We start from the raw sequence: 24,977 nt of genomic DNA, 5'->3' as shown, positions 1-24,977 counted from the left end.
ATGTCCGGCTCGGGACCGAAGTGACGCGGGAGGTGGCGGTGTGTGGGCGCGCGCCCCGCACCGGCCGCAGGCGGACGATCAGCTGACTACGGGGGATCAGATGAAGAAACGTGCGCGGCTCGGTGCCGTGGCAGTGATGAGCGCGATGGGCCTGCTCGCCCAGGTGCCCGCGTTCGCCAGGGTGCAGACCGTGATGTCCGGCACCGGCACGGACATGTGCGCGGTCACCGATGCTCCGGCCGACGACTGGTCCGACGGCTGGTCCGAGGCCGACGGCTGGTCCGAGCCGGAGCACAGCGACGGCTACCTGGAGCAGGCGCCGACCGACGTGCCGGTGCCGCCGCTGGCCGCCGCGCCGGACGCCGCCGCCGCGCCCGCCGCCGGCACCGCGGACCCGGCCGGCGCACCGACGCCGACGCCCTCGCCGGCCCCGGCCCCGCTGACGCCGCAACCGGCGCCGAGCACCACCGGCGAGCCGCTCGCGGCCCCGAGCGGCGCGCCGTCGCCGGGTGTGGCCGCGACCGACCAGCCGACCGGCACCCCGGTCGACCCGCAGAGCGCGCTGACCCCGGCGCCGGACGCCGGGACCCCGATCCCGACCGTGACACCGGACGCCTCCGCCCTGCCGCAGCTCGCCCCGTCGGTCCCCGGCATCGCAGTCGAGTCCCCGCCCGCAGTCGGGTCCGCTCCCGCCGTCGCCTCCGCCCCCGCGGTCGGGTCCGCTCCCGCACCCGGTGACGTCCAGCCGTCAGCGCCGGGGATCGCACCGACGGTCGCGCCCACCCCCGCGCCGGCCGTGCCCGGGATCGCCGCCACCGTTGACCCGACACCGCTGCCGTCGGCCACCGCGCTGCCGCCGCTGACCGACCCCTACGCCGCGCCCGACCCCACCGTGGACCCCTACGCGACGACCGACCCCTACCTGGTTCCGGAGGCCTACGTCGACCCGGCGCTGCCGACCGAGTCGATGACCGGCGGCATCGGCGGCGGGATGGCCGAGCCCGACCCCGGCATTGCCCCGGCGACCGAGCAGGCGGTCTTCCCCGACATGGCGACGCCGGACCCCTCGGCGATCGCCACCGCCGACCCGTGGGCCACCCCGACCCCGACGCCCGAGGCCGCCCTGGCCGATCCCTACGCCACGCCGTCCGCCGTGCCCGGCACCGTGGCCCGGATCCCAACCAGGTCATGCCCGACGGCTCGGTCGACAGCGCCGTGCCCTACGACGCGACCGCCGCGCCGCCGCTCACCGCGAACGAGGGCTTTGTCGACCCCCGCTACGTCGACCCGAGCACCGCCAACTCCGACTGGAACGCGGCCGGCGAGGAGTGGACCGACGACAGCGGCTGGGGCAACGACTGGTCGGACAGCTCCGACGGGTGGGGCTGGGTCGACGAGGGCACCACCGTCACCGAAGAGGCGACGCCGTGGGCCGAGTCCTACGAGGCGCCCTCCGTCGAGTCCTACGAAGCGCCCTACGCCCCCGACTGCCAGCCGACCGACGACTGGTCCGGCGAGGACCACAGCGCGGCCGAGCCCGAATACCAGGAGCACCACGAAGAAGCACAACCCGAGCAGGTGTACGAGCAGCCGGCGGACGAGGAGCAGCACCACTACGAGCCGGCACCGCAGCAGGCCGAGCCGCAGCACGACGAGCCGCAGCAGTCCCGCCCCGCCGCCGCCCAGCACCAGGATCCGCCCCCGGTCGCCGCCGAGCCCGCGCCGGTGGCGGTTGACCCGGCGCCGGTCGTACCCGAGCCGATCCTGCCCTTGCCGGTCGACCCCGGCCCGGTGGCCAACGAACCGGCGCCCATCGACGCCGGCGCCTGGGGCCCGGGCGCCTCCACCTCGCTCAACGCGGTGCCGGTCGACCCGGACACCGCGACCACGGAGCCCGCCCGCACCGATGACCCGGCCGCGACCAGTTGGATGCCGGGCAGCAGCGGTGGTGCCGCCGTTGCCGAGGAGAAGAAGGCGAAGCCGGCCAAGAAGGCCGCCAAGCCGAAGGCGACCGGCACGAAGTCGGCGAAGCCCAAGGCCACCACCGCCACCAAAACCGCCAAGACCGCCAAGCCCAAGGCAACCAAGACCGCCACGCCCTAACCGGCGAGTTTGCCCCACACCGCCGCCCGCAGCAGCCATCAGGCGCTGCGGGCGGCGCGCGCGGCTAGGCTGGAACGGTCCTCCCCCGGTTTGCCGTCACGCAGTCGACCCGAGGGAATTGCGGCATGGCGCCCTATCTGGAAACCGAGAACAAGACCACCACGGCGGCGGACGGCGTGACCTACGCCTACCGCGAGACGGGCCAGGGCGGGCTGCCGCTGGTGCTGCTCCAGCACTATCGCGGCAACCTCGACTTCTGGGATCCGGCCCTGATCGACGCGCTGTCGGCCGGCCGCCGGGTGATCATGTTCGACTACGCCGGCGTGGGCGCCAGCACCGGGCGCACCGCCGACACCATCGACCAGATGGCGCGGGAGACCGTCGCGTTCGTCACCTCGCTCGGCCTCGACCGGATCGACGTGCTCGGCTTCTCGATCGGCAGCTTCGTGGCGCAGCGGGTCGCGCTCGACCGGCCGAGCCTGATCCGCCGGCTGGTGCTGGCCTCGACCGCTCCCGAGGGTGCGGAGGGCATGTTCGGCTGGGCGCCCGAGGTGATCGGCGCGGTAGGCGCCCCCGAGATGAGGCCCGAAAACTACCTGTCGGTGTTCTTCGCACCGAGCGAGACCAGCCAGGCCGCCGGGCAGCAGACCCTCGAGCGGATCTACACCCGCGAGGCCGGCCGCGACGAGGTGACCACCTGGGACACCCGGCTCGCGCAGTATGACGCCGTGGTCCGCTGGGGCACGCCCAACCACGCGGCCCTGCAACGGCTCAGCGCGATCGACGTTCCGGTCTTCGTCGCCAACGGTGACAGCGACCCGATGATGCTGCCCCGCTACAGCCACCTGGTCGCCGGCCTGTTGCCGAACGCCGACATCAAGATCTACCCGGATGCGGCGCACGGCTTCCTGTTCCAGCATTTCCGCGAGTTCGCCGACGATCTGACCGAGTTCCTCACGCCGTCCGACGAGGACGGCCGGGTCATCGCTGCCACCAACCGGCGGTGAGCTGGTCCGGGTCGTAGCGGCGGCGCACCTGGCCGAGCCGTTCGCGGATGTCGTCGGGCCAGCAGGCGGCGACCCGCTCCGCCGTGATCGGCTGGCTCACCACGTTGGCGTTGTTGACGTCGGAGATCCACGGCGCCGCCGTGCTGTCCCAGTGCGCGGCCGCGGCCGGTGCCGCGGTGGCGAACAGTTCCGGTTGCCCGGCGACGAACGCGCAGGCGAAGCCGGCACCGCGCCCACCAACGGCGGAGCCGCCGGGCACGTCACGACTGGTGGCCGCGCCGAGGTGGCGCAGTTCGCCGGCGAAGAACGGCGAGTCGGGGGCGCCCGGCCCGATCACGTCGAGGAATGCCGTGCCCAGGCCCTGGTCGATCCGGTCGAGCATGTTCCCGTGCACGTAGGCCGGGATCGGGTCGGCCGGGTCGTTGTGGATCCGGCCCAGCTCGGTGGCCGGCAGCTCGCCGAGCATGTCGAGGTAGACCGGTGCGGCGGCGCGCAGCGGCGCCACCAGGCGCTGCCCCTCGGCCGGGTCGCCGGGGAACGCGAACCGCACGCTGAGCAACAGTTTGCCGCGCATCGGCTCGGGCACCTCGGGCAGCGGCGGGAACCCGACCAGCTGGACGCTGGTGGTCACCCGGTCGTCGGCCCCGTCGGTCCAGTCGATCCAGGCCCGCAGCATCCGCTCGATGTCAGAAGTGTCCACGAAGAACGATCCACCATAGACAGACGTCAGCTCGACGAGGCGGACCCGCATCTCGGTCACGACGCCCAGCCCGAACTTGCCGCCCCGCAAGGCCCAGAACAGGTCGGGGTTGGTGTCGGCGTCGGCCTCGACGACGTCGCCCTCGCCGGTCACGACGGTGAACCCGGTCGCGTAGTCGGAGCTGAAACCGTGACTGCGGGCCAGCGGGCCGACTCCGCCGCCCAGCAGGTAGCCGACCGCGCCGACCGCCGGCGACGAGCCGGTGACGGGCGCCAGCCCGTGTTCGGCCGCGGCGTCCACCACCGCCTTCCAGCGCACCCCGGCGCCGATCGTCGCGACGCAGGCGGCCGGGTCGACGGTGAGGTGGTCGAGCCGGCTGGTGATGATCAGCAGGCCGGACTCGATCGGCGCCTCGGCGCCGTGCCCGGTGCCCTGCACGCTGACCCGCATTCCGGCGGAGCGGGCGAACCGCACCGCCTCGACGACGTCGTCGACGGACGTCGCGGTCACCACCAGGTCGGGTCGGGGTGCGAAGGACAGGTTGAAGCCGGCCGCGGCGGCCGCGAATCCGTCGTCGCCGGGCTGGTAGACCGGGCCGCGTACCCGGTCGGACAGGGTCGTCATGCTGTTGGCTCCTTTCAGTCGTTCTGGTTCGGGCCGAGCAGCGACATCTCGGTGACGTCGAGGGAGGCCTGGAGTTCGCGCATCACGATGTCGTCGATCTCCCGCCGGTCCCGCATGGCGGTCACGGCCAGCCGCTCGTGCTCCAGCACGCCCAGCCGCAGCCGCCGCTCGAGCTGTTCGGCGCTGGTCAGCCCGGACTGCCCGCTGTTGCCGCGCGCCTCGTTGGCGGCCGCCTCGTAGTCGGCCCGGACCCGGTCGGTCATCGGCTGCGGCGCGTTCAGCGAGCGGGCCACCGCCGGCAGCGCCGCCAGCCCGGCCTCGGCGGCGCGCACCCGGGCGTGTCGGGCCTCGTCGGCCCGGGCGGTGTCGGTGCTCATCCCCGCCCAGCGGACCACCATCGGCAGGGTCAGCCCCTGCACCAGGATGGTCACCAGGATCACCACGGAGGTGACGAAGACGATCAGGTCGCGGTCCGGGAACGGGTCGCCGTTGTCGAGCACGGACGGGACCGCCAGCGCGGCGGCCAGGGAGACGGCGCCGCGGAAGCCGGCCCAGCCGTACGCCGTGCGTACCTTCCAGTTGAGCCGCCGGGTGCGCTGGATCTCGCGCCGGTCGAACGTGCGGATCAGGAACGCGGCGACGTGCAGCCAGGCGAGCCGGGTCGCGATCACCACGGCGGCCGCGGCGAACGCGATGCCCACCGCGCGGCCCATCTGGTCGTTCTCGATCCGTTTGGCGGCCGACGGGATCTGGAGACCGACGAGCACGAAGAGGCTGCCGTTGACGATGAAGGTGGAGAGGTTCCAGAAGGCGAACGCCTGCACCCGGGAGCGGGCCCGGATGACCCGCGGCCCGGAGTAGGCGATGACCAGGCCGGCGACCACGACCGCGACCACGCCGCTGGCGTGGATCAGCTCGCCGAGGAAGAACGCCCCGAACGGGGTGACGATCGACAGGCCGCCTTCGCGCAGCGGGTCGTCGATCCGCCGCCGGATCCAGATGATCAGACCGCCAGCGACGATGCCGGCGATCAGCCCGCCGACGACCGACCAGATCAGTGTGCCGGTGACCGCCAGGACGCTCGGCCTCGACCCGCTCGTCAGCGCGCTGACCGCGACCGTGAACAGCACCAGCGCGGTGCCGTCGTTGATCAGGCTCTCGGCGCGCAGCGTGGTGAGGTTGCGGCGGGGCATCCGCTTGGCGAGCCCGGCGACGGCCGCCGCGTCGGTCGGCGCCAGCACCGCGCCCAGGATCCAGGCCGCGGCCGTGGCCACCCCGAGCGCCTGGAGCGAGAACGACAGCGCAACCATGGTTGCGATGACCAATCCGATGGCGGAAAGCAGGATCACCCGGATATTCGCCCGGATCTCGCGCAGGCTGGTGTTGAGGCTCTCCCAGTAGAGGATGCCGGGCAGGAAGATCACCAGGACCGCCGACGCCGGCAGCCGGATGTCGGAAAGCTGGGGAATGAGCGCCAGCAGGCCGCCCATGATGATCAGAAGAACCGGTGGGGCGACGCTGTAGCGGCGACCGATCGTGGTGCCGACGATGACCGTCGCGCCCAGCGCGACGATCACCAGCAACCCTTGTTCCACCGCTTCTCCCCCCGGCTTAGCGTGTGGACCATGTCCAGCATCGCGCGGGTGGCACGGCGACCAGGTGTGATCTGGCTATCGGAGCCGCGGGTGGATCAGCTTTAGCGACAGCCAGGCGGTGATCACGCCGATGATCACGCCGATCACGGTGTCGGCGAGGCGCAGGATCGGCTGTTGCCACGGTGCCACCGGGCTGATCGCCGACACCACCAGCACCACGGCCGTGGTGATCGCCGCCGTGGTCGCGTCGCCGGGCCGGCCCAGCAGCAGGCCGACCGCCCCCGAGATGCCGATCAGCAGCCCGAACGCCCACAGGTGGAACGGGAGGAAGATCAGGTAGATCAGGCAGATCACGAAGCTGATCAGGGTGGCCGACATCCGGGAGATGCCGGCGGTGTAGCTCTCCCGGAACGTGGCCCGGCTGACGAAGATCGTCGACAGCGCCGCCCACATGCCGCCCAGCAGGTCGCTGTCACGGCTGTCGAAGTAGACCCGGGCCAGCACGTCGCTGGTCAGCCAGAAGGCCAGCACGCTGGACAGGCCGAGGACCACACTCTCGGCGATCGCCACCCGCACCTGCGACGGTGTCAGCGGGCGCATGCCCCGCAGGCTACCGCCGGCAGCCGTTACGAGGTCAGGGTTTCCGGGATCTCCACGTCTACTGTGGTCTGCTCGCGTAGGGCGGTGCTGACCGTGCAGTAGCGCTCGTGCACCCGCTCGGCGACGGCGCGGAAGACCGGCTCGGCCTCGGCGTCGTCGGCGGGCAGCAGCACGTCGTAGGTCATGGTGATCGGTCCGAGCTTGTTGGGCTTGAGCTTCTCCGCCTGGAGGTCGGCGGCCAGCTTGGCCAGGCGGTGCCCGCGCTGGGCGGTCAGCGGCTCGACGGTGACGATGTTGCAGCCGCCGAGCGCGGCCAGGAGCAACTCGACCGGGGTGAAGTCGTCACCCTCCGAGGTGCCGAAGCGGATCTCGCCGCCGCGCCCGTTGCGGGCGACATAGCCCCCGTCATCGGTGCGCTCGACCGTTACGTGAAAACCCATGTGTTGATCTTCTACCCGTGGGCTTTGCCCCGGCCACCCGGGCCGACCTTCTTGCGGGGCTTGACCGTGACCGAGATCGGGCTGCCCTCGAAGCCGAACTCCTCGCGCAGCCGGCGCTCGATGAAACGCTGGTAGCCCGCGTCTAGCAGACCCGTGGTGAAGAGCACGAAGCGCGGCGGCCGGGTGCCCGCCTGGGTGGCGAAGAGCACCCGCGGTGCCCGCCCGCCGCGGACCGGGTGCGGGGTCTCCTGCACCAGCGCGGCCAGCCACTGGTTGAGCTGGCCGGTCGGCACCCGGGTCTCCCAGGACTCCAGCGCCTTGCGCAGCGCCGGGGCCAGCTTGTCGACCGCGCGGCCGGTCTTGGCCGAGATGTTGACCCGGATCGCCCACGGGATGCGCTTGAGCTCGCGGTCGATCTCTTTGTCGAGGTAGTAGCGGCGGTCCTCGTCGACCAGGTCCCACTTGTTGAACGCGATGACCAGGGCCCGCCCGGCCTCGACGACCATCGTCAGGACCCGCTGGTCCTGCTCGCTGATCGGCTCGGCGGCGTCGAGCAGCACGCACGCGACCTCGGCGGCCTCGATCGCGCCGGCGGTGCGCAGCGACGCGTAATATTCGGTGCCGCTCGCGTGGCTGACCCGCTTGCGCAGCCCGGCGGTGTCGACCAGTTGCCAGGTCTCGCCGCCGATCTTGACCAGCGAGTCGACCGGGTCGACGGTGGTGCCCGCGACCGCGTCGACGACCGCGCGCTCCTCCTTGGCCAGCTTGTTGAGCAGCGACGACTTGCCGACGTTGGGGCGGCCGACCAGGGCCACCCGGCGCGGGCCGCGCGGCCCGTCTTCGACGATCTTCGGCGCCGGGGCCGGCATCGCGGCCAGGATCGTGTCGAGCAGGTCGCCGGAGCCGCGGCCGTGCAGCGCGGAGACCACCTGCGGCTCGCCGAGGCCCAGGCCCCAGAGCGAGACCGCTTCCATCTCGATCGCGTTGTTGTCGGCCTTGTTGGCGACCAGGATCACCGGCTTGTTGCTGCGGCGCAGCATCTTCACCGCGGCCTCGTCGACGTCGGTCGAGCCGACCATCGCGTCGACCACGAACAGCACCACGTCGGCGGTCTGCACGGCGATCTCGGCCTGCATCGCGATCGCCTTGGCCCGGTCGCGGGCGTCGGGCTCCCAGCCGCCGGTGTCGACGACGGTGAACTGCCGGCCGTTCCACTGGGCGTCGTAGGGCACCCGGTCGCGAGTCACGCCCGGGGTGTCTTCGACCACGGCCTGCCGCCGGCCGATGATCCGGTTGACCAGAGTGGACTTGCCGACGTTGGGCCGACCGACGACGGCGACGATCGGAACGGGGCCGGTGTCTTCCACCCGCACATCCGACATGTCGGACATGTCGGAAAGTTCCGGGAAGGAGGCCGTCATGCCGTCACCATGGCGCGCAACCGCGCGACAACGTCGTCGATGCCCATCGCGGTGGTGTCGAGCACCACGGCGTCGGGCGCCTGCTGAAGCGGGTCGACCGCCCGGGTCGAGTCGAGCGTGTCACGGCGCAGCAGGTCGGCCGCGGTGTCGTCGACCGACGCGGCGGTCTCCAACGACCGGCGCTGGGCCCGGGCGTCGTGCGAGGCGGTCAGGTAGACCTTGAGGTCGGCGTCGGGCGCCACGACCGCACCGATGTCACGCCCCTCGACCACGATCCGCCCGGCCGCCTCGATCAGCTCGCGCTGCCGGGCCACCAGGAGCTGCCGGACCGCCGGCACGGCGGCCACGGCCGAGACCGCGGCGGTCACCTCGGGACCGCGGATGTCGGCGTCGACATCGACGTCGTCGGCGCGCACGTGCGGCGCCGCCGGATCGGTGCCGATCACCAGGTCGAGCCCGCCCGCCACTTTGGCCACTCCCTCGACATCGCCGAGATCGACCCCGTAGCGCAGGACCGCCCAGGTCACCGCCCGATACATGGCGCCCGTGTCGAGGTATTGCGCACCCAACGCGGACGCCAGCCGCCGGGAAACAGTGGATTTGCCGGAACCCGACGGGCCGTCTACGGCCACCACACACCGACCGTTAGCCAACTCGTCTGCCACCGTTCCTCCTCGCGCCGTCGACACCTATTCTGCCTGGTCCGCAGAATCAGTCGGCGACGGCCTTGAACAGGGCCGCGACCTCGGCATTGGTGAGGCGCCTGGTGCGCCCCGGCTTGAGGTCGCCGAGCCGGATCGGCCCGATGGCGGTGCGCACGAGCCGGTTGACCGGGTGCCCGACCTCGTCGAGCATCCGCCGCACGATCCGGTTGCGCCCCTCGTGGATCACGATCTCGATCTGGGCCGACCGCCCGAACGCATCGATCAGCCGGAACTTGTCGACCTTGGCGAGCCCGTCTTCGAGCTCGACCCCGGCCAACAGCTGACGGCCGACCGCGCGGGGCAGCGGGCCGGGGACCTCACACACGTAGGTCTTGGGCACCTCGTAGGACGGGTGCATCAGCTTGTGCGCCAGGGTGCCGTCGTTGGTCAGCAGCAGCAGGCCCTCGCTGTCGGTGTCGAGCCGGCCGACGTGGTAGACCCGCTGGTCGACCCGGTCGAGAAACTCCAGGAGCGCGGTGCGCCCCTTCTCGTCGGCCATCGTCGAGACGACCCCGCGGGGCTTGTTGAGCGCCAGGTAGACCAGATTCTCGTCGGCGATCACCCGCTGCCCGTCGACGTAGATCTCCGCCTTGTGGGCGTCGACCTTGTCGCCGAGCTGGGCGACCTTGCCGTCGACCGTCACCCGACCCCGGAAAATCAGGTCTTCACACGCGCGGCGGGAGCCCACACCGGCGCTGGCCAGCACCTTTTGCAGGCGCTCAGCGTTCGCCATCAGCCACCTCGTCGACGTCATCAGGAAGGAACGGCGCCAGGTCGGGAAGCTGGTCGACCGTGTCGAGGCCGAGCTTCTCCAGAAACAGCGTCGTCGTCCGGTAAAGGTACGCGCCCGTTTCGGGCTCCGTGCCGGTCTCTTCGATCAGACCGCGCGAGGTAAGCGTACGCACCACGCCGTCACAGTTGACGCCCCGGATGGCCGAGATCCGCGCCCGGGTGACCGGCTGCTTGTAGGCGATCACCGCGAGCGTCTCCAGCGCGGCCTGGGTCAGCCGGACCGACTGCCCGTCGAGCACGAACCGTTCGACGTAGGCCGCATAGCGCGGGCGCGTGTAGAGCCGCCACCCACCAGCGGCCCGGCGCAGCTCGAACCCGTGCCCCTGCTCGGTGTAGCCCGCCGAGATCGCCTCCAGGGCCGCCGTCACCCGGTCGGTCGGCTGCTCCAGGACCTGCGCCAGCACGATCTCCTGGACCGGCTCGTCGACGACCAACATGATCGCCTCAAGAGCAGCCCGCAACTCATCCTCATCGATCGTGGGGGGATCTTCGTCCGGGCCGGTAAGCGCGGCCTGGTCGGCCGCCGCGGTCGGTTCCCCATCCGCATCGGATACGCGCACCGGGGCGGGACCGGCGACGTCGGCCGCACTGCCGCCCTCGCTCCCGGGGTCGGCCTCCGACGTGAGGTCGACCAGGTCCGCGTCGGCGGGCGCCTCGGAGAGCTCGGCCGCGAGCTCGGGATCCTGCTCCTCGGCCTGACCGACGGCGTCGGCCGCCATGATCGTCTCGGCCTCGGCGGCCAACTCGGCCTTGGCCTCGGCGGCCAGGTCGACGTCACCGCCGGCGACCCGGTCCGTGGTGCCGAACGGCTCGACCTCCGGGGCCAGGTCGGGCTCGACGTCATCGGCCAGGCCGGCCTCGTCGGCCAATCCAGCTTCGTCGACGGCCCGGTCGGCCTCGTCGGGCTCCCCCGCGAGTTCAACATCACCGACGAAGCCGGCCTCGACGGCGGGCTCGACCTCGTCGTCGCCCAACCCGGCTTCGCCGGCAGGCTCAACGTCTTCGGCGAGCCCCGCCTCGTCGGCTAGGCCCGCCTCGTCGCCCGGCTCGACGTCGTCGGCCAGGCCGGTTTCGTCGGCCAGCCCCGGCTCGCCCTCGGCCGCCTGGTCGGCGGCCTCGGCCTCCGCAGCCGGGGCGGGGTCGTCGGTGGCTGGCGTGGTGGGGCGGGCGCGGTCCCAGGGTGGGATCCAGGCCGCTGCCTGTTCGGCCAGGGACGACTCGCGGCCCGCGTCGGCGCCGCTGCGCTCGCTCACTTGCTACTCCTTAACCGGGTCGGCGGGGGCGTCTTCGGCCGGCTTCTCCGGCGTACCCGCGTATTCGTCGACCTTGATCTCGCCGACGGCGTCGCCGCCGATCCAGCGGATCGTTAGCTCGCCCAATGCCTGGACCTGTTCGAAGCCGATCAGGTTTTCGCGGTAGAGCTCCAGCAGCGCCAGGAACCGGGCGACCACTTCGAGGGTGCTCTCGCAGTCGATGGTCAGCACCCGGAACGTCGCCGTGCCGGAGCGGCGGATCCGGTCGCGCAACAGGATCGCGTGTTCGCGCACGCTGACCTTGACGTCGTGGATGTGCGCGATCGACACCGTCGGCGGGGCGGCCTTCGGGGTCATCGCCCTGATCGCCAGCTTCAGCAACCGCTCGGGGCCGATGCCGAGGACCAGCTCGGGCAGCGCTTCCGCGTATCGCGGCTCCAGCGAGACCGCCCGCGGATAGCGGCGGGCGCCCTCCTGCTCGAGCATCGAGATGTGCGCGGCCGCCTCTTTGAACGCCTTGTATTGCAGGAGCCGCGCGAACAGCAGGTCGCGGGCCTCCAGCAGGGCCAGGTCCTCTTCGTTCTCGACCTGGGCGGCGGGCAGCAGCCGGGCCGCCTTCAGGTCGAGCAGGGTCGCGGCCACCACCAGGAACTCGCTGGTCTCGTCGAGCGGCCAGTCGTCGCCCATCGCGCGGATGTAGGCGATGAACTCGTCGGTGACCTGGCTCAGCGACACCTCGGTGACGTCGAGCTTGTGCTTGCCAATGAGGTTCAGCAGCAGGTCGAACGGGCCGGTGAAGTTGGCCAGCCGCACGGTGAAGCCGGTCGCCGGCGCGGCGTCGGGCGCCAGGGCATCGGCTGGGACCGATCCCTCGACGACGACGGGTGACGGCACGGCCGCACCGGGTGGTTCACTCACCGTTCGACCGTAGTCCACCGCCGGAACGGCGACGTTCACGCCCACCTCACCCGCACCATCAGCACCGGCCCGGGCCGGTGGGACAAAAAGATCAGCGCTCCGCCTGTTGGGCGATGACCTCTCGGGCGAGCTGGCGGTAGTTGCGGGCACCGGACGACGCCGGGTCGAGGGTGGTGATCGGCGCACCGGCCACGGTCGACTCGGGGAACTTGACCGTCTTGGTGATCACGGTCTGGTAGACCTTGTCGCCGAACGCCTCGACCACCCGTTGGAGCACCTGGCGGCAGTGGGTGGTGCGGCTGTCATACATGGTCGCCAGGATGCCTTCGAGCTCGAGGTCGAAGTTGAGCCGCTCGCGCACCTTGTCGATGGTGTCGAGCAGCAGCGCGACGCCGCGGAGGCTGAAGAACTCACATTCCAGCGGGATCAGCACCCCGTGCGCGACGGTCAGCGCGTTGATCGCGAGCAGGCCGAGCGACGGCTGGCAGTCGATCAGGATGTAGTCGTATTCCTTGCGCACCGACCGCAGCACCCGGGCCAGCGCCATCTCGCGGGCGACCTCGTTGACGAGCTGGATCTCGGCGGCCGACAGGTCGATGTTGGCGGGCAGCAGGTGCAGCCCGGCGACGTCGGTCTTGATCAGCACGTCTTCGGCCTCGACGTCGTCCTGCATCAGCAGGTTGTAGACCGACAGGTCGAGGTTGTGCGGGTTGACGCCCAGGCCCACCGACAGCGCGCCCTGCGGGTCGAAGTCGACGAGCAGCACGCGGCGGCCGTATTCGGCCAGGGCCGCGCCGAGGTTGATGGTCGACGTCGTCTTGCCGACGCCGCCCTTCTGGTTGGCCAGCGCGATGATCCGCGCCGGGCCGTGCCGATCGGTGGGCATCGGCTCGGGGATCGGTTTGCGCATCGTGTAGGCGGCCGGGTCGGCCGGGCCCAGGTCGGCACCGAGATCGAGCGACGACTGCTGCTCGCGGAGCTGCGACGTCCATGTCTCGGCACGATCATTGCCAGCCATGTCCCTGCCAACCCCCTCCCGACGAGCGTCCCCAACGCCGGAGCCCCGACTGTACGCCACGTCCCACCAGCCTCGGGTGCACCATATCGGCGTGTCGACACGCCATGACGCGGGTGTCAGCTATGCGCCCGCGGGTGGGCTGTGGCGTAGACCTCACGCAACCGCTCCACTGTGACCAACGTATATACCTGGGTCGTGGTCACGGACGCGTGCCCGAGCAGTTCCTGCACCACCCGCACATCGGCACCGCCGTCGAGCAGATGGGTGGCGTAGGAGTGCCGCAGGGTGTGCGGCGAGACCGCCCGGGAGCCCTCGACCGGCAGTCCCGCGGCGCTGGCCGCGCGGCGCAGGATCGACCACGCGCTCTGCCGCGACAGTGGACCGCCGCGGGCGTTGCGGAACACCTCGGGCCCACCCCGACCGGCCGCCATCAACAGCGGCCGCGCCCGCACCAGGTAGGCCTCCAACGCCGCGCGGGCATAACCACCGACGGGCACGATGCGGGTACGGCCGCCCTTGCCGTGCAGGGTGACCGCGCCGGCTTCCAGGTCGAGGTCGTCGACGGCCGCGCCGACGGCCTCGGAGATCCGTGACCCGGTGCCGTAGAGAAACTCCAGCAGGGCCCGGTCGCGCAGTTCGAGCGGGCTGTCGCCGGCCACCGACTCGAGCAGCCGCAGCACCTCGTCGACCTCGAGCGCCTTGGGCAGGCGGCGGGGCAGGCTCGGCGGTTTCACGTCGCGGCTCGCGTCGTCGGTGGCCAGGCCCTCGCGTACCGCGAAACGATGCAGCCCGCGCACCGCCGAGGTGGCCCTGGCCGCGGACGCCGCCGACAACGGCGGGTGCCGCTCGTCGCCGTCGCGCAGCGCGGCGACATGGCCGGCGATCTCGGCCGACGTGGTCGCCGCGAGATCGTCGACCCCACGAGCGGCGAGCGTGACCAGATAACGATCCAGATCGCGACGGTACGACGCGAGCGTGTTGCCGGACAGCCCCCGCTCGACGGTGAGGTGGTCGAGGTAGGTGCGGACCGCACGGCGCAGCGCCGGTGACGGCTCGGGAGGAGCGTCACCGGCGCCGGGCTTCGCGGCCGCCCCGGTCAGGCGAGGACCTCGGCCAGCGGCAGGTGCTTCATGCCGTGCGCCTCGGCGACCGGGCCGTAGGTGACCTGGCCGTCGAAGGTGTTCAGACCCAGCGCGAGGGCCGGGTCGCGGCGCAGCGCGTCGCGCCAGCCACGGTTGGCCAGCTCCAACGCGTAGGGCAGCGTGACGTTGGTCAGCGCGTAGGTGCTGGTGTGCGGGACCGCGCCGGGCATGTTGGCCACGCAGTAGAACATCGACTCGTGGACCTTGTAGGTCGGGTCCGCGTGCGTGGTCGGGCGCGAGTCTTCGAAGCAGCCGCCCTGGTCGATCGAGATGTCGACCAGCACGCTGCCGGGCTTCATCCGGCTGACCAGCTCGTTGGAGATCAGCGTCGGTGCCTTGGCGCCGGGCACCAGCACCGCGCCGATCACCATGTCGGCGTCGAGGACAGCGCGTTCGACCTCGTACGCGTTGGAAGCGACGGTCTGGAGGTGCCCCTGGTAGATCGCGTCGGCCTGGCGCAACTTGTTGATGTTGCGGTCGAGCAGCAGCACCTCGGCCTGCATGCCGAGCGCTATCGCGGCCGCGTTCATGCCGGAGACGCCGGCGCCGATCACGACGACCTTGGCGGCATACACACCGGACACGCCGCCCATCAGGATGCCGCGCCCGCCGCCCTGCCGCATCAGCGTGTAGGCGCCGACCTGCGGTGCCAGCCGGCCGGCCACCTCAGACATCGGGGCCAGCAGCGGAAGCGCGCGGTCGGCCGTCTCGACGGTCTCGTAGGCGATGCCGGTGACCTTGCGGTCGATCAGCGCGTCGGTGCACTCCTTGGAGGCCGCGAGGTGCAGGTAGGTGAAGAGCACCTGGCCCGGTCGCATCCGGTGGTGTTCCTCGGCGATCGGCTCCTTGACCTTGAGCACCAGATCGGCGCTGCCCCAGACCTCGTCGGGGCCGGGCAGGATCGTGGCGCCCGCGGCGGCGAACTCGCCGTCGGTGATCGACGAGCCGAGACCGGCACCGGTTTCGACGAAGACCTCGTGCCCGGCGCGGACGAACTCGTGGACGCCTGCCGGGGTGATCGCCACGCGGTACTCGTGGTTCTTCACCTCGCGTGGGATTCCGACCTTCACATTGACACCTTCTCTCCCGCGGTCGCCCGGTCACCGTTGACAGGGCGGTCATCGCGTCGGCGGCGAGTCTAGGGCTCCCGGGTCACGGGCACGCTGCTACCTCGCGCGGACGCGCATTCAGTATTGCCCGCCGCCCCTGATCAGCACACACGGCCGGCCCGACGGCTGGTGCGCACGAGGCGGGTGGTGCGACGGGAGACACAGCGGGGCGTCGATCGACAGCCGGTCTCGCTCACTGTGCCGGGCGCGGCCACCGACACCCGTGGCCCATCGCACGCCCGGCAGGTGCTCGAGCCGATCGCCGCCCGACCCGGCCGGCTCGTCGAGCGCCGGCCGGGACTATCGGGCGGTTCAACGCACCAGCGGGGTCTCCGGGTCGCGCAGCGGGCGCCACTCCTCGTCACGGGCCCGGGCGGCGCCGAGCACCCCGGCCACCGCGGCCGCGTTGGTGATCTCGCCGCGGAACACCATGGCAACCGCCTCGTCCAGCGGCACCCAGGTGACGGTCAGCTCAGCCTCCTCGTCGGAGCGCTCGAACCGGTCGGCCTCGGGGACCGCGGACAGCCCGCGGGCGAGGAACAGCCGGATCAGCTCGTCGGAGAAACCGGGCGAGGTGTGCAGGTCGAGCAGCAGGTCGAGCCGCTCGCAGCGCAGGTCGGCCTCCTCGGCCAGCTCGCGCCGCGCGGTGTCCGGCGGCGGCTCGCCGGCCACGTCGACGAGGCCGGCCGGCAGCTCCCAGAGGACCTTGCCGATCGGGTGCCGGTATTGCCGCACCAGCAACACCCGGCCGTCGTCGTCGAGCGGAACCACGCCGACGGCGCCGACGTGCCGCACATAGTCGCGGTCGGCCTGGCCACCGCCGGGCATGCTGACCCGGTCGGTGACCACGCTGAAGATCGGACCATGAAACCGCTCGACCCGATCGAGTACGGCGTACGCGTGCACCGAGCTCACGACGAGGCCGGCGCGCTGCCGTTGCTGGCCAGCTCGGGCTCGTGGTCGGTTGCCTCCGCGAGCTGGTCGACCGGGAGCTGGTCGGCGAGCGAGTAGGCGACCGCCGCCTTCACGAACGCCGCGAACAGCGGGTGCGGCCGGGTCGGGCGGCTCTTGAGCTCGGGGTGCGCCTGCGTCGCCACGAAGAACGGGTGCAGCTCGCGGTCTAGCTCGACGAACTCGACCAGCCGGCCGTCCGGCGAGGTGCCGCTGATCTGCAGGCCGGCCTTGGTGAGCGCGTCGCGGTAGGCGTTGTTGACCTCGTAGCGGTGGCGGTGCCGCTCGGAGACCTCGGTGGTGCCGTAGGCCTCGGCGACCAGCGAACCCGGTGCGAGCAGGGCCGGGTAGGCACCCAGCCGCATCGTGCCGCCCAGGTCACCCTTGCCGGCGACGATCTGCTCCTGGTCGGCCATCGTCGCGATCACCGGGTGGCCGGCGGTCTCGTCGAACTCCAGCGAGTTGGCGTCGGCGAGGCCGGACAGGTCGCGGGCCACGTCGATCGTCATGCACTGAAGGCCCAGGCACAGGCCCAGCGTCGGGATGCCGTTCTCCCGGGCGAAGTGCGCCGCACCGATCTTGCCCTCGATGCCCCGGACGCCGAAGCCACCCGGGATCACCACGCCGTCGACGCCGGCCAGCGCGGCCGCCGCACCCGCCGGGGTGGTGCACTCGTCGCTGGGCACCCAGCGGATCTCCACCCGGGACCGGTGGTGGAAGCCGGCCGCGCGGACCGCCTCGGTCACCGACAGGTAGGCGTCGGGCAGGTCGACATACTTGCCGACGATCGCGACGGTCACCGTGTGCTTGGGGTGGTGCACCCGCTCCAGCAGGTCGTCCCACTTCGCCCAGTCGACGTCACGGAACGAGAGCCCGAGACGGCGTACGACATAAGCGTCCAGACCCTCGCGGTGCAGCACCTTCGGGATGTCGTAGATGCTCGGCGCGTCGGGCGCGGCGATGACCGCCTCGCGGTCGACGTCGCAGTAGAGCGACAGCTTGTGCTTGAGCTTCTCCGGGATCTCCCGGTCGGAGCGGCAGACCAGCGCGTCGGGCTGGATACCGATGTTGCGCAGCGCCGCGACCGAGTGCTGGGTCGGCTTGGTCTTCAGCTCGCCCGACGGCGCCAGGTAGGGCACCAGCGAGACGTGCAGGTAGAAGCAGTTGTCGCGGCCCACCTCGTGGCGGACCTGACGGATCGCCTCCAGGAAGGGCAGCGACTCGATGTCGCCGACCGTGCCGCCCACCTCGGTGATCACCACGTCGGGGGTGCGGCCCTCGTCGTCGGGGTCGCCCATCGCCCGGATCCGCGACTTGATCTCGTTGGTGATGTGCGGGATCACCTGAACGGTGTCGCCCAGGTATTCGCCGCGCCGCTCCTTGGCGATCACCGCCGAGTAGACCTGCCCGGTGGTGACGTTGGCCTTCCCCGACAGGTCGCGGTCGAGGAAACGCTCGTAGTGGCCGACATCGAGGTCGGTCTCCGCGCCGTCGTCGGTGACGAAGACCTCACCGTGCTGGAACGGGTTCATCGTTCCGGGGTCGACGTTGAGGTAGGGGTCCAGCTTCTGCATCACGACCCGCAGGCCGCGAGCGCTCAGCAGATTGCCGAGGCTGGAGGCGGTGAGGCCCTTGCCGAGCGAGGAGGCGACACCCCCGGTAACGAAGATGTGTTTGGTCAGCCGTCCTGAAGGGGCCAAGGCCTGCTCCCGTGGTCGTTTGTCAAGGTCGAGATCATGCGATCCACGGGTCTCCACGGTAACACGTCCTCATGGTCACGCCGCGCCGACACCCTTCGCGACCTCGACCGACGCCGGCTCTTCCGGCGGTCGGGTGAAGTCGCTCGCGTGGTCGAGCACCCGTAGAGCGGTCAATGCGGCCATCGGCACCGCGACTGCGGCGGCCGCGCCGGCCAGGTCGAGTCCGGTCCCGCCGAGGACGCCGCCGAGCAGCACGGCCACCCCGACACCGACCGCGCCGGCCCGGACCGAGGGGTAGAGCCCGTACGCCCGGCGCAGCCCACCCCAGTTGCGCAGCAAAGCCAGCCACAGCAAGGCGGCTCCGACCAGGGCGAGCAGCGTCAAGGGGCTGCCGGCCAGCGCGTCCAGGCTGGCCTTGCTGGTGCGTTGCAGGGTGGTGCCGCCGGTGCCGTCGCCGAGCGCCTCGACGAACCGGCCCAGGCTGCCCCGCTCCCCGGCCGGCCGGCGCATCTCGATCCAGGAGAACGCCGCGGTCACCGCGACACCGGCCACCGACGCCGCCGCCAGCCGCCCGAGGGTCAGCCAGCCGCCGGTGCTCAGCGCTGTGGCGATACACACACCGGCGGTCAGCGCGACCGCGCCGATCGGGTCGGAGCCCAGGTAGGGGCTGCCGACCAGCAGCACGCCGATGCCGCCGACCACCACCACGACGAGCGGTCGCCACGGCCGGGCGAACCGCTGGGCCAGCGAGCCGGCACCGAGCAGGACACCGGTGATGAACACCCCAAGACCGACCGTGCCGACCCCGGAGTAGCGGTTGCCCTCCAGGACCGAGTAGCCGGCCACGCCGTTGAGCTGGAGCGTGCCGCCGGTCAGCAGGTCGAGGCCGACCACCGCGCCGGCGACGGTGACCACCATCGAGACCGGCCCGAGGGTGCGCCGGAAGGAGGGCGCCAGCCGCACCACGGCCGTGCCGACGGCGAGCACGAAGACCACCACGGCGGCGAACAGGTAGCCGGGGTGGCCGCCCCGCCACCAGGGGACCAGATCGGCGATCAGGGCCGCCGGTATCGCCAGGGCGGAGGCCACCAGCAGGATCTCGACGGTGTCGGTGATCGGCTTGCGGACGGTCTGGTCCTCGCCGACATGCCGGCGGGCCCGCCGCAACAGCGGCAACACGGTGATCGCCAGCCCCAGTTGCACCGCGGCGAGGATGCCGAAGAACCAGGTCGCGACGTTCTTCTGGGCCCCGGCCTCCCGGTCGGCGTCGGCCGGGAAGGTCACCGCGTCGGGCAGCTCCGCCGGCCGGCCCGGCACCGAGGTTGCCGCCTGGCCCACGAACAGCCGCTCCGGCAGCGGCCGATTGAGCGTGGCCAGCGCGGTTGGCGCCAGGTCGACGAGCTGCACATAGCCGTCGCGCCCGGTGCTCGGCGAGGTCAGCCAGCCGCCGTCCCAGCCCGGCCCGTCAGCGATCGCCACGTGCAACCGGCTGGCCTGGTCGGTGTCGGCCAGCCCGGCGACCATGACGAGCGAGTTGTCAGGGCGGGCGGCGAGCACTCGGGCAAGGGTCGCGTCGGCGCGGGCAGCCGCGGTCTGCCTGATCGTCTTGTCGTCGCCGCTCACCGACCCCAGGTCAACCATGCTGAGCGTGCACTGGCTGAGCAGCTTCTTCGGGTCGGCCGGCAGCTCGGGCTGGTAGGTGTCGACCCGCCCGTAGGGCCGCGCGGCCGCGACCGCGGCGCCGGGACCGACGGCAACGGTGCAGCGCACCGACTCGGGCAGCGCGCCCGGCACGGCGCCCCAGGTCAGCGTCTGCTGGTTGTATTGCACGGCCTGCCGGTCGAGGTCGGGCAGGAACGCGCCGATCTTGTCGGGCCGCTGCACGTCGACGTTGAGCGGCGGGCAGGCACCGCTGACCGGCGTGGTCCGCTTCCACCCGGCGAAGTTGCCTGCGCCGAGGGTCAGCCAGCCGTCGACCGGGCAGGTCGGCTTGAGCGCCGAACGCACCGACAGCGACCCGATCGAGCCGTGCTCGGCCAGCCGCCACAGGTTGGGCGTGCCCTTCTCGGTGACGTCTTCCCAGCGCAGCCCCGGAATGCCCACCAGCACCACATAGTCCGCGGACCGCTTGACCTCCGCGGCGGTTGCGGGGCGCATCGAGAGCGCGGCCAGACCGCCGGCAAGGGACAGGACCACGAGGAGGTACGGGGTGAGCCGGCGGATCATGTCGGCGCGAACTCTGCGTAGATCGCGCTGAGCTGAGCGACAGTGGCGGCCTCGGTCGGCCACGTCTTGGCGCGCTGGAACCCGCGCGCCCGGTATTCGGCCCGCTTGGCCTCGTCACCCAGCAGGTCCCGCACGGCTTCCGACACGGCCGCGACGTTACCCGGCGGAACCAGCAGCGCCGCGTCGCCGACCAGGTCAGGCAGCCCACCGACGGCGGTGGCGACCAGCGGCACACCGGCGCGCAGCGCCTCCTGCGCGAACAGCTGCCGGGCCTCCCAGTCACTGGTCACGACGGCCACATCGGCCGCTTCGAGCAGGTCGGCGATGTCATTGCGGTGGCCAAGCAGGGTGATCGGGGCGTGCGCCGCGGAGATGGCGGCGGCCAGGGGCAGGTAGGCCGGCCCGGACCCGGCGACCAGCACGGCCGGGATGGGCCGGATGTCACGCCAGGTGGCGGCGGCCTCGACCAGCACGTCGTAGCGCTTCTGCGGGTGCAGCCTGCCGACCGAGAGCACCACGGCCTGGTCCCGGTGCAGGCCGAACTCGGCCCGGACGGCGGCGCGCCCCCTTCTGGGCTCAGGAAGCTCCGGCGCGGCGACCGGAGCGAGCCGGGCATCGCGGGCGCCGAGGGCCCGGGCCCGCTCGACGAGGTCTTCGGAGGCACCGAGGCAGACGTCGGCGTTGCGGGCGACCATCCGCTCGGCCAGCCGGGAGGCGTAGCCGCGCAGCCTACGGGCGAGCACCGCGTTGTGCCAGGTGACGGCCAGCGGCTGGCGGGGCTTGGCGAGGACGGCGACCAGCCCGGCGCGCAGCCCGTGCGCGTGCACCATGTCGACGTCGCCGGCCAGCGCCTTGCGCAGCGCACCCACGGCCCGGCCGTCGTTGAGGGTGGGATTGGGCGGGATCTCGACCGGCACGAACCGAGCGGCGCCCGCGTCGGTGAAGCGGAAGTGCTCCTCGGTGGCGGCCGGCCCGGCGACGGTCACGGTGGCGCCACCGGCGATGAGCCCGCGGACGAGCGAGGTGAGGTGTTGGCCCACACCACCGGTGCTGGAGGCCAGCACGAGGCAGACAGAGCCGGCCCAGTGGTTCCCCCGTTCGGCGTCGGTCACGCCACTAACCCCCTCCCCCGTGTGCGCCGCGATCCCGGCCCGGCGCGGCCACCCGGGTCGTGCGGCGATGCTATCGGCACCTTGACCACCGCCGGTGCCGATGCAGCCGGTCCACCGGACGCCTGTCGGTCTTCAGTCACTCCCGCGCCGCGTGGAGTTCATTCTCGGTGATGCCCTCGGGCCGGGACGAAGTGGACCCACCCCATCGACGCCTAACTGTCTCGTGGTGGCCAACACACCCCGTAAGGCATCCTAGGATGAATCTGCTTGCTCTGCACCCTTATAGGCACCACTTGAACGGTTGTTTGGGTTGCCTCGATGTTGCTTGGACCACGGGTCCGGCTCTGGGGTTTCTCCTTGCTCTGCTGCCATCCAGGCCCCGCTTGAACGATCGTTCAAGCGGTGCGTATACGGGTGCAGAGCAAGGAGGGGTGTTGTCCTTCGCGGAGTGACGGCGGTCGTCGGCAGATGGCGACGGCCACGGCCCAACACGGTTGGCTACGGCCACCACCGTGGTCCGGCAACGCCCGGCCCGCCGCCCAACCACGGACGGCCGGGAGGTCCGGAACCGCCCGGCTCGCCGCCCAACCGCGGACGGCGGGTGGCCCGAAACGCCCGGCCCGCCGCACAACCACGGACGGCCGGGTGGCCCGGAACCCGCCCGGCCCGCCGCACAACCACGGACGGCCGGGTGGCCCGGAACCCGCCCGGCCCGCCGCACAACCACGGACGGCCGGGAGGTCCGACACCGCCCGGCCCGCCGCACAACCACGGACGGCCGGGAGGTCCGACACCGCCCGGCCTGCCGCCCCAACCACGGACGGCCGCAGCCATGGCTGTAGTCCCCCACGGCCGACCCGCCACCCGACCACGCACGGCAGCAGCCACCACCCTGGTCCAGCACCGCGCGCCCGCCACCCCACCACGGACCGCCACAGCCACCGCCGCGATCTGGCCCGTCATCCAACCGGGGGGAAGGCTGTCGCCTGCCCTACCTGGCGGCGCGTGGTGAAAGACGCCCATCTTCCTGGTGCTGAGTGGCGCTGTTCAGCAAGGTTGCGTTCGCGTCGGCGAAAGGCCGACACGCGCGGCCGACACGCCGACGGCGAGCCGTCCGTCGGAGATCTAGGTAAATGGATGTAGCTATAGCTACATCCATTTACCTAGATCTCGCCGCACGGGCCTCGAAGCCGCGGAGGTCGGCGATCTTGGGACGCCGTCAAGCGAGGACAGGCCTCTGCCTGTGGCGCCGCTACCGCAGAACCCCTCGGGTCTCAGGTCCGGACCGCCGGTGGTTGCTGGCGTCTGGTCCCGGCCGGGTGATCACCGGCGGCAACCCTCCCCCGCCAGCAACCGGGCCACCCACACCGCGGGGTTCGTAGAGGCGGCTTCCTGCCCGGGAGTTGGCTGCCAGGGCACGGCCTATCCCGGCCGCGCCGCCGGATCCGCCGGCCACGCCGCCGGATCTACCGCCCACCGCGCCGCCGGATCCGCCGGCCACGCCGCCGGATCTGCCGCCCACCGCGCCGCCGGATCTGCCGTCGGGCACGCCGCCGGATCTACCGCCGGCCACGCCGCCGGATCTGCCGCCCACCGCGCCGCCGGATCTGCCGTCGGGCACGCCGCCGGATCTACCGCCCACCGCGCCGCCGGATCCGCCGGCCACGCCGCCGGATCTGCCGCCCACCGCGCCGCCGGATCTGCCGTCGGGCACGCCGCCGGATCTACCGCCGGCCACGCCGCCGGATCTGCCCCCAACCGCGCCGCCGGATCTGCCGCCGGCCAGGCCGCCGGGCACGCCGCCGGATCTGCCCCCAACCGCGCCGCCGGATCTACCGCCGGCCCGGCCGCCGGGCACGCCGCCGGATCTACCGCCAGCCGCGCTGCCGGCCACGGGCCGGCTACGGCTGCCCGTCCCGACTCATGCGGGCCGGTGGCGGCGGATCCGGCGGCCGACCGCGTCGATCGCTGGCCGGATGTCGTGTCGGTCGAGCGGATACGCAACGACCAGGAAGACCACCACCACGACGACCGCGGCCACCGCGCCGTGCCAGAGGGCGTCCGGCTTGCTCGCCACGCTGCCGCCGCTCAGGGCGTTGGCCACCGCCCACCCCGCGCCCGCCGCAGCCGCCCCCGCCGTCAGGCCGACGAGCAGGGAACGAGAGAACCCGGCCAGCGCCGCCGCGCCGGCCCGGCGGTGGACGGTCAGCACCAGCAGCGCGCCCAGGACCAGCATGCCGATGGAGTTAGCCAGCGTCAGGGCGAGCAGGCGGCGGTCGTTGGCCAGCCCGGCCGCGAGCGCGATCGCCGCCACCGACACCGTGGCCCAGCCGATCGCCGTCGCGGTGGCGGCTGGGCGGGGCAGGCCTCGGGCGTACAGGGCGCGGGTCAGCATCGCGAACAGCCCGTAGCCGATCAACCCGGGCGCGAACCCGGCCACCGCCCCACCCAGGCCCGACAACGCGAAGAATCCGGCCACCGGCTCAGCCACCGCGAACAAGGCGGCGGCCCCGAGGCAGCTCAGCAGCAACACACCACGGGCGGCCGGAGCGAGCCGGGTTCGGTAACCAGAGTCGTCCCCCGTGCTGTGTGCCGTAGCCAGCGCCGGGTAGGCCGCCGTCGCCACCGGCACCGCCAGGATCGCCCAGGGCAGCAGGTAGACCGCCTGGGCCACGGTGAAGACCACCACCGTGCCCTCGGGGCCCTGGTTGGCCAGGCGGAGCGTGACCACCACCGCGATCTGTTGCAGGCCCACCGTGACCACCCCGGCGCTGGCCAGGCGCAGCGCCGAGCGGCCCGCGTCGGGCGGGAACCGGAAGCTCGGCCGGAGGCGGACGCCGAGGCGGCGGACCGGGATCACCAGGCACAGCGACAGCACGACCACGCCGAGGGTGGTGCCGACCGCCAGGATGAGTTGGCCGCCTACGCCGACCTCGGGCACGTCGGCCCGGGCGCCCTCGACCGCCGCGAAGACACCGTAGGACGCCGCCACCACCACGCTCGACATCAGGGGTGCGAGCACCGGCCAGGCGAAGCGGCGGTGGGCCTGGAGCACGCCGGTCAGCACGATGCCGACCCCGTAGAGCGGCAGTTGGGGTGCGAAGACCCGCAGCATCAGCACACCGGCGTCGCGGGCGGCGGCGGGTGGGTTCGATGCCAGGGCGTCGATGATCGGGCCGGCCAGCACCGCCACCACGGCCGCGAGGGGCACGAGCACCGCGAGCGTCCAGGTGAGCAGCGCGGAGACGGTGGCGGTTTCGGTGCGCCGGTCGCCGAGCGATACCGCCCCGGCCAGCAGGGGGACGACCAGGGCCGCCAGGGCGCCGCCCGCGACGATCTCGAAGATGATGTTGGGGACCGTGTTGGCCGTGACGTAGGCGCTGCCGAGCAGGGTGGAACCGACACAGAACGCGAGCACGGCGGTACGCCCGAAGCCGGCCACCCGGCTCAGCACGGTGAGCCCGCCGATCAGGCCGGCGGACCGGGCTACGCGCGAACCACCGGCGGCCGGGGGTGGGCCGTCGGGAGTGGCGGTGCTGGGAGGGGTGGTCACGCTCACGTG

Annotated in this window: 22 protein-coding genes; 2 read left to right on the top strand and 20 right to left on the bottom strand. The window is 72.3% G+C overall.

Going from position 1 to position 24,977, the window contains the following annotated elements; all coding sequences use genetic code 11:
* Positions 1–96: 96 nt before the first annotated feature.
* The 3 genes from DFJ67_RS44410 to DFJ67_RS42825 form a co-directional block, all read right to left on the bottom strand.
* Positions 97–228, bottom strand: a complete 132-nt coding sequence (locus DFJ67_RS44410; protein ID WP_280525914.1) for a hypothetical protein — start codon at positions 226–228, stop codon at positions 97–99.
* 75 nt (positions 229–303) lie between these two features.
* Positions 304–654, bottom strand: coding sequence for a hypothetical protein (locus tag DFJ67_RS42350; protein ID WP_147315583.1), 351 nt, complete (start codon positions 652–654; stop codon positions 304–306).
* A gap of 282 nt (positions 655–936) precedes the next feature.
* Entirely contained in the window at positions 937–1,080 is a 144-nt protein-coding gene (locus DFJ67_RS42825; RefSeq protein ID WP_170215944.1) for a hypothetical protein, read from the bottom strand.
* A 108-nt stretch (positions 1,081–1,188) separates the two neighbouring features.
* Between DFJ67_RS42825 and DFJ67_RS24215 the strand changes: the two genes are divergently transcribed.
* On the top strand, positions 1,189–2,103 hold the full coding sequence (locus tag DFJ67_RS24215; RefSeq protein ID WP_116070100.1) for a hypothetical protein: 915 nt from the start codon (positions 1,189–1,191) through the stop codon (positions 2,101–2,103).
* A 125-nt stretch (positions 2,104–2,228) separates the two neighbouring features.
* Positions 2,229–3,110: an alpha/beta fold hydrolase gene (locus DFJ67_RS24210; RefSeq protein ID WP_116070099.1), complete on the top strand. Its 882-nt coding sequence runs from the start codon at positions 2,229–2,231 to the stop codon at positions 3,108–3,110.
* On the opposite strand, the gene DFJ67_RS24205 is transcribed toward DFJ67_RS24210, so the two are convergent.
* The 17 genes from DFJ67_RS24205 to murJ all read right to left on the bottom strand — a co-directional run bounded on the left by DFJ67_RS24205 (position 3,085) and on the right by murJ (position 24,968).
* Positions 3,085–4,434, bottom strand: a complete 1,350-nt coding sequence (locus tag DFJ67_RS24205) for an FAD-binding oxidoreductase (protein ID WP_116070098.1) — start codon at positions 4,432–4,434, stop codon at positions 3,085–3,087. The two genes, DFJ67_RS24210 and DFJ67_RS24205, sit on opposite strands and share 26 nt — an antisense overlap.
* Before the next feature lie 14 nt (positions 4,435–4,448).
* Positions 4,449–6,029: a Na+/H+ antiporter gene (locus tag DFJ67_RS24200; RefSeq protein ID WP_239097001.1), complete on the bottom strand. Its 1,581-nt coding sequence runs from the start codon at positions 6,027–6,029 to the stop codon at positions 4,449–4,451.
* 75 nt (positions 6,030–6,104) lie between these two features.
* Positions 6,105–6,629, bottom strand: a complete 525-nt coding sequence (locus tag DFJ67_RS24195; RefSeq protein ID WP_116070097.1) for an FUSC family protein — start codon at positions 6,627–6,629, stop codon at positions 6,105–6,107.
* A gap of 26 nt (positions 6,630–6,655) precedes the next feature.
* Positions 6,656–7,069 (bottom strand): OsmC family protein, encoded by a 414-nt coding sequence (locus DFJ67_RS24190; RefSeq protein ID WP_116070096.1) that lies wholly within the window; start codon positions 7,067–7,069, stop codon positions 6,656–6,658.
* Between the two features lie 11 nt (positions 7,070–7,080).
* Positions 7,081–8,460 (bottom strand): ribosome biogenesis GTPase Der, encoded by a 1,380-nt coding sequence (gene der / locus DFJ67_RS24185; protein ID WP_116076606.1) that lies wholly within the window; start codon positions 8,458–8,460, stop codon positions 7,081–7,083.
* Between the two features lie 26 nt (positions 8,461–8,486).
* Positions 8,487–9,155, bottom strand: a complete 669-nt coding sequence (gene cmk / locus DFJ67_RS24180) for a (d)CMP kinase (RefSeq protein WP_116070095.1) — start codon at positions 9,153–9,155, stop codon at positions 8,487–8,489.
* 46 nt (positions 9,156–9,201) lie between these two features.
* Positions 9,202–9,927 carry a pseudouridine synthase gene (locus DFJ67_RS24175; protein WP_239097002.1) on the bottom strand — a complete coding sequence of 242 codons (726 nt, stop codon included), beginning with the start codon at positions 9,925–9,927 and terminating at the stop codon, positions 9,202–9,204.
* On the bottom strand, positions 9,914–10,705 hold the full coding sequence (gene scpB / locus DFJ67_RS24170) for an SMC-Scp complex subunit ScpB (protein WP_239097005.1): 792 nt from the start codon (positions 10,703–10,705) through the stop codon (positions 9,914–9,916). The genes DFJ67_RS24175 and scpB overlap by 14 nt, the downstream gene beginning before the upstream one ends.
* Positions 10,706–11,242: 537 nt before the next feature.
* Positions 11,243–12,157: a segregation and condensation protein A gene (locus DFJ67_RS24165; RefSeq protein ID WP_409362884.1), complete on the bottom strand. Its 915-nt coding sequence runs from the start codon at positions 12,155–12,157 to the stop codon at positions 11,243–11,245.
* A 91-nt stretch (positions 12,158–12,248) separates the two neighbouring features.
* A complete protein-coding gene (locus DFJ67_RS24160) occupies positions 12,249–13,175 on the bottom strand; it encodes a ParA family protein (RefSeq protein ID WP_116070093.1) in 927 nt (308 codons plus the stop codon).
* A 116-nt stretch (positions 13,176–13,291) separates the two neighbouring features.
* Positions 13,292–14,275 (bottom strand): site-specific tyrosine recombinase XerD, encoded by a 984-nt coding sequence (locus DFJ67_RS24155; protein ID WP_116070092.1) that lies wholly within the window; start codon positions 14,273–14,275, stop codon positions 13,292–13,294.
* Entirely contained in the window at positions 14,272–15,387 is a 1,116-nt protein-coding gene (ald, locus tag DFJ67_RS24150; RefSeq protein ID WP_116070091.1) for an alanine dehydrogenase, read from the bottom strand. Before ald ends, DFJ67_RS24155 begins: the two co-directional genes overlap by 4 nt.
* Before the next feature lie 351 nt (positions 15,388–15,738).
* Positions 15,739–16,341, bottom strand: a complete 603-nt coding sequence (locus tag DFJ67_RS24145) for an NUDIX domain-containing protein (protein WP_239097003.1) — start codon at positions 16,339–16,341, stop codon at positions 15,739–15,741.
* On the bottom strand, positions 16,338–18,077 hold the full coding sequence (locus DFJ67_RS24140; protein WP_116070090.1) for a CTP synthase: 1,740 nt from the start codon (positions 18,075–18,077) through the stop codon (positions 16,338–16,340). The genes DFJ67_RS24145 and DFJ67_RS24140 overlap by 4 nt, the downstream gene beginning before the upstream one ends.
* Positions 18,078–18,152: 75 nt before the next feature.
* Entirely contained in the window at positions 18,153–20,303 is a 2,151-nt protein-coding gene (locus DFJ67_RS24135) for an alkaline phosphatase family protein (protein ID WP_116070089.1), read from the bottom strand.
* A complete protein-coding gene (locus tag DFJ67_RS24130; protein WP_116070088.1) occupies positions 20,300–21,415 on the bottom strand; it encodes a glycosyltransferase family 4 protein in 1,116 nt (371 codons plus the stop codon). Before DFJ67_RS24130 ends, DFJ67_RS24135 begins: the two co-directional genes overlap by 4 nt.
* A 1,921-nt stretch (positions 21,416–23,336) precedes the next feature.
* Positions 23,337–24,968, bottom strand: a complete 1,632-nt coding sequence (murJ, locus tag DFJ67_RS24120) for a murein biosynthesis integral membrane protein MurJ (RefSeq protein WP_116076600.1) — start codon at positions 24,966–24,968, stop codon at positions 23,337–23,339.
* Between the last annotated feature and the right edge of the window lie 9 nt (positions 24,969–24,977).

The organism is Asanoa ferruginea (genome assembly GCF_003387075.1).
GTDB classification, from domain to species: domain Bacteria; phylum Actinomycetota; class Actinomycetes; order Mycobacteriales; family Micromonosporaceae; genus Asanoa; species Asanoa ferruginea.
The sequence above is the reverse complement of the archived record's forward strand: the minus strand, read 5'-3'. Positions and strand labels throughout refer to the sequence as shown.

Excerpts from the sequence above, each read along its gene's own strand:
- der (WP_116076606.1), bottom strand. The coding sequence starts at position 8,460 with ATGTCCGACATGTCGGATGTGCGGGTGGAAGACACCGGCCCCGTTCCG.
- DFJ67_RS24160 (WP_116070093.1), bottom strand. The coding sequence starts at position 13,175 with ATGGCTGGCAATGATCGTGCCGAGACATGGACGTCGCAGCTCCGCGAG.
- DFJ67_RS24135 (WP_116070089.1), bottom strand. The coding sequence starts at position 20,303 with ATGATCCGCCGGCTCACCCCGTACCTCCTCGTGGTCCTGTCCCTTGCC.
- scpB (WP_239097005.1), bottom strand. The coding sequence starts at position 10,705 with ATGGCGGCCGACGCCGTCGGTCAGGCCGAGGAGCAGGATCCCGAGCTC.
- DFJ67_RS24210 (WP_116070099.1), top strand. The coding sequence starts at position 2,229 with ATGGCGCCCTATCTGGAAACCGAGAACAAGACCACCACGGCGGCGGAC.
- DFJ67_RS24190 (WP_116070096.1), bottom strand. The coding sequence starts at position 7,069 with ATGGGTTTTCACGTAACGGTCGAGCGCACCGATGACGGGGGCTATGTC.
- DFJ67_RS24215 (WP_116070100.1), top strand. The coding sequence starts at position 1,189 with ATGCCCGACGGCTCGGTCGACAGCGCCGTGCCCTACGACGCGACCGCC.
- DFJ67_RS42350 (WP_147315583.1), bottom strand. The coding sequence starts at position 654 with ATGCCGGGGACCGACGGGGCGAGCTGCGGCAGGGCGGAGGCGTCCGGT.
- DFJ67_RS24175 (WP_239097002.1), bottom strand. The coding sequence starts at position 9,927 with ATGGCGAACGCTGAGCGCCTGCAAAAGGTGCTGGCCAGCGCCGGTGTG.
- DFJ67_RS24195 (WP_116070097.1), bottom strand. The coding sequence starts at position 6,629 with ATGCGCCCGCTGACACCGTCGCAGGTGCGGGTGGCGATCGCCGAGAGT.
- DFJ67_RS24205 (WP_116070098.1), bottom strand. The coding sequence starts at position 4,434 with ATGACGACCCTGTCCGACCGGGTACGCGGCCCGGTCTACCAGCCCGGC.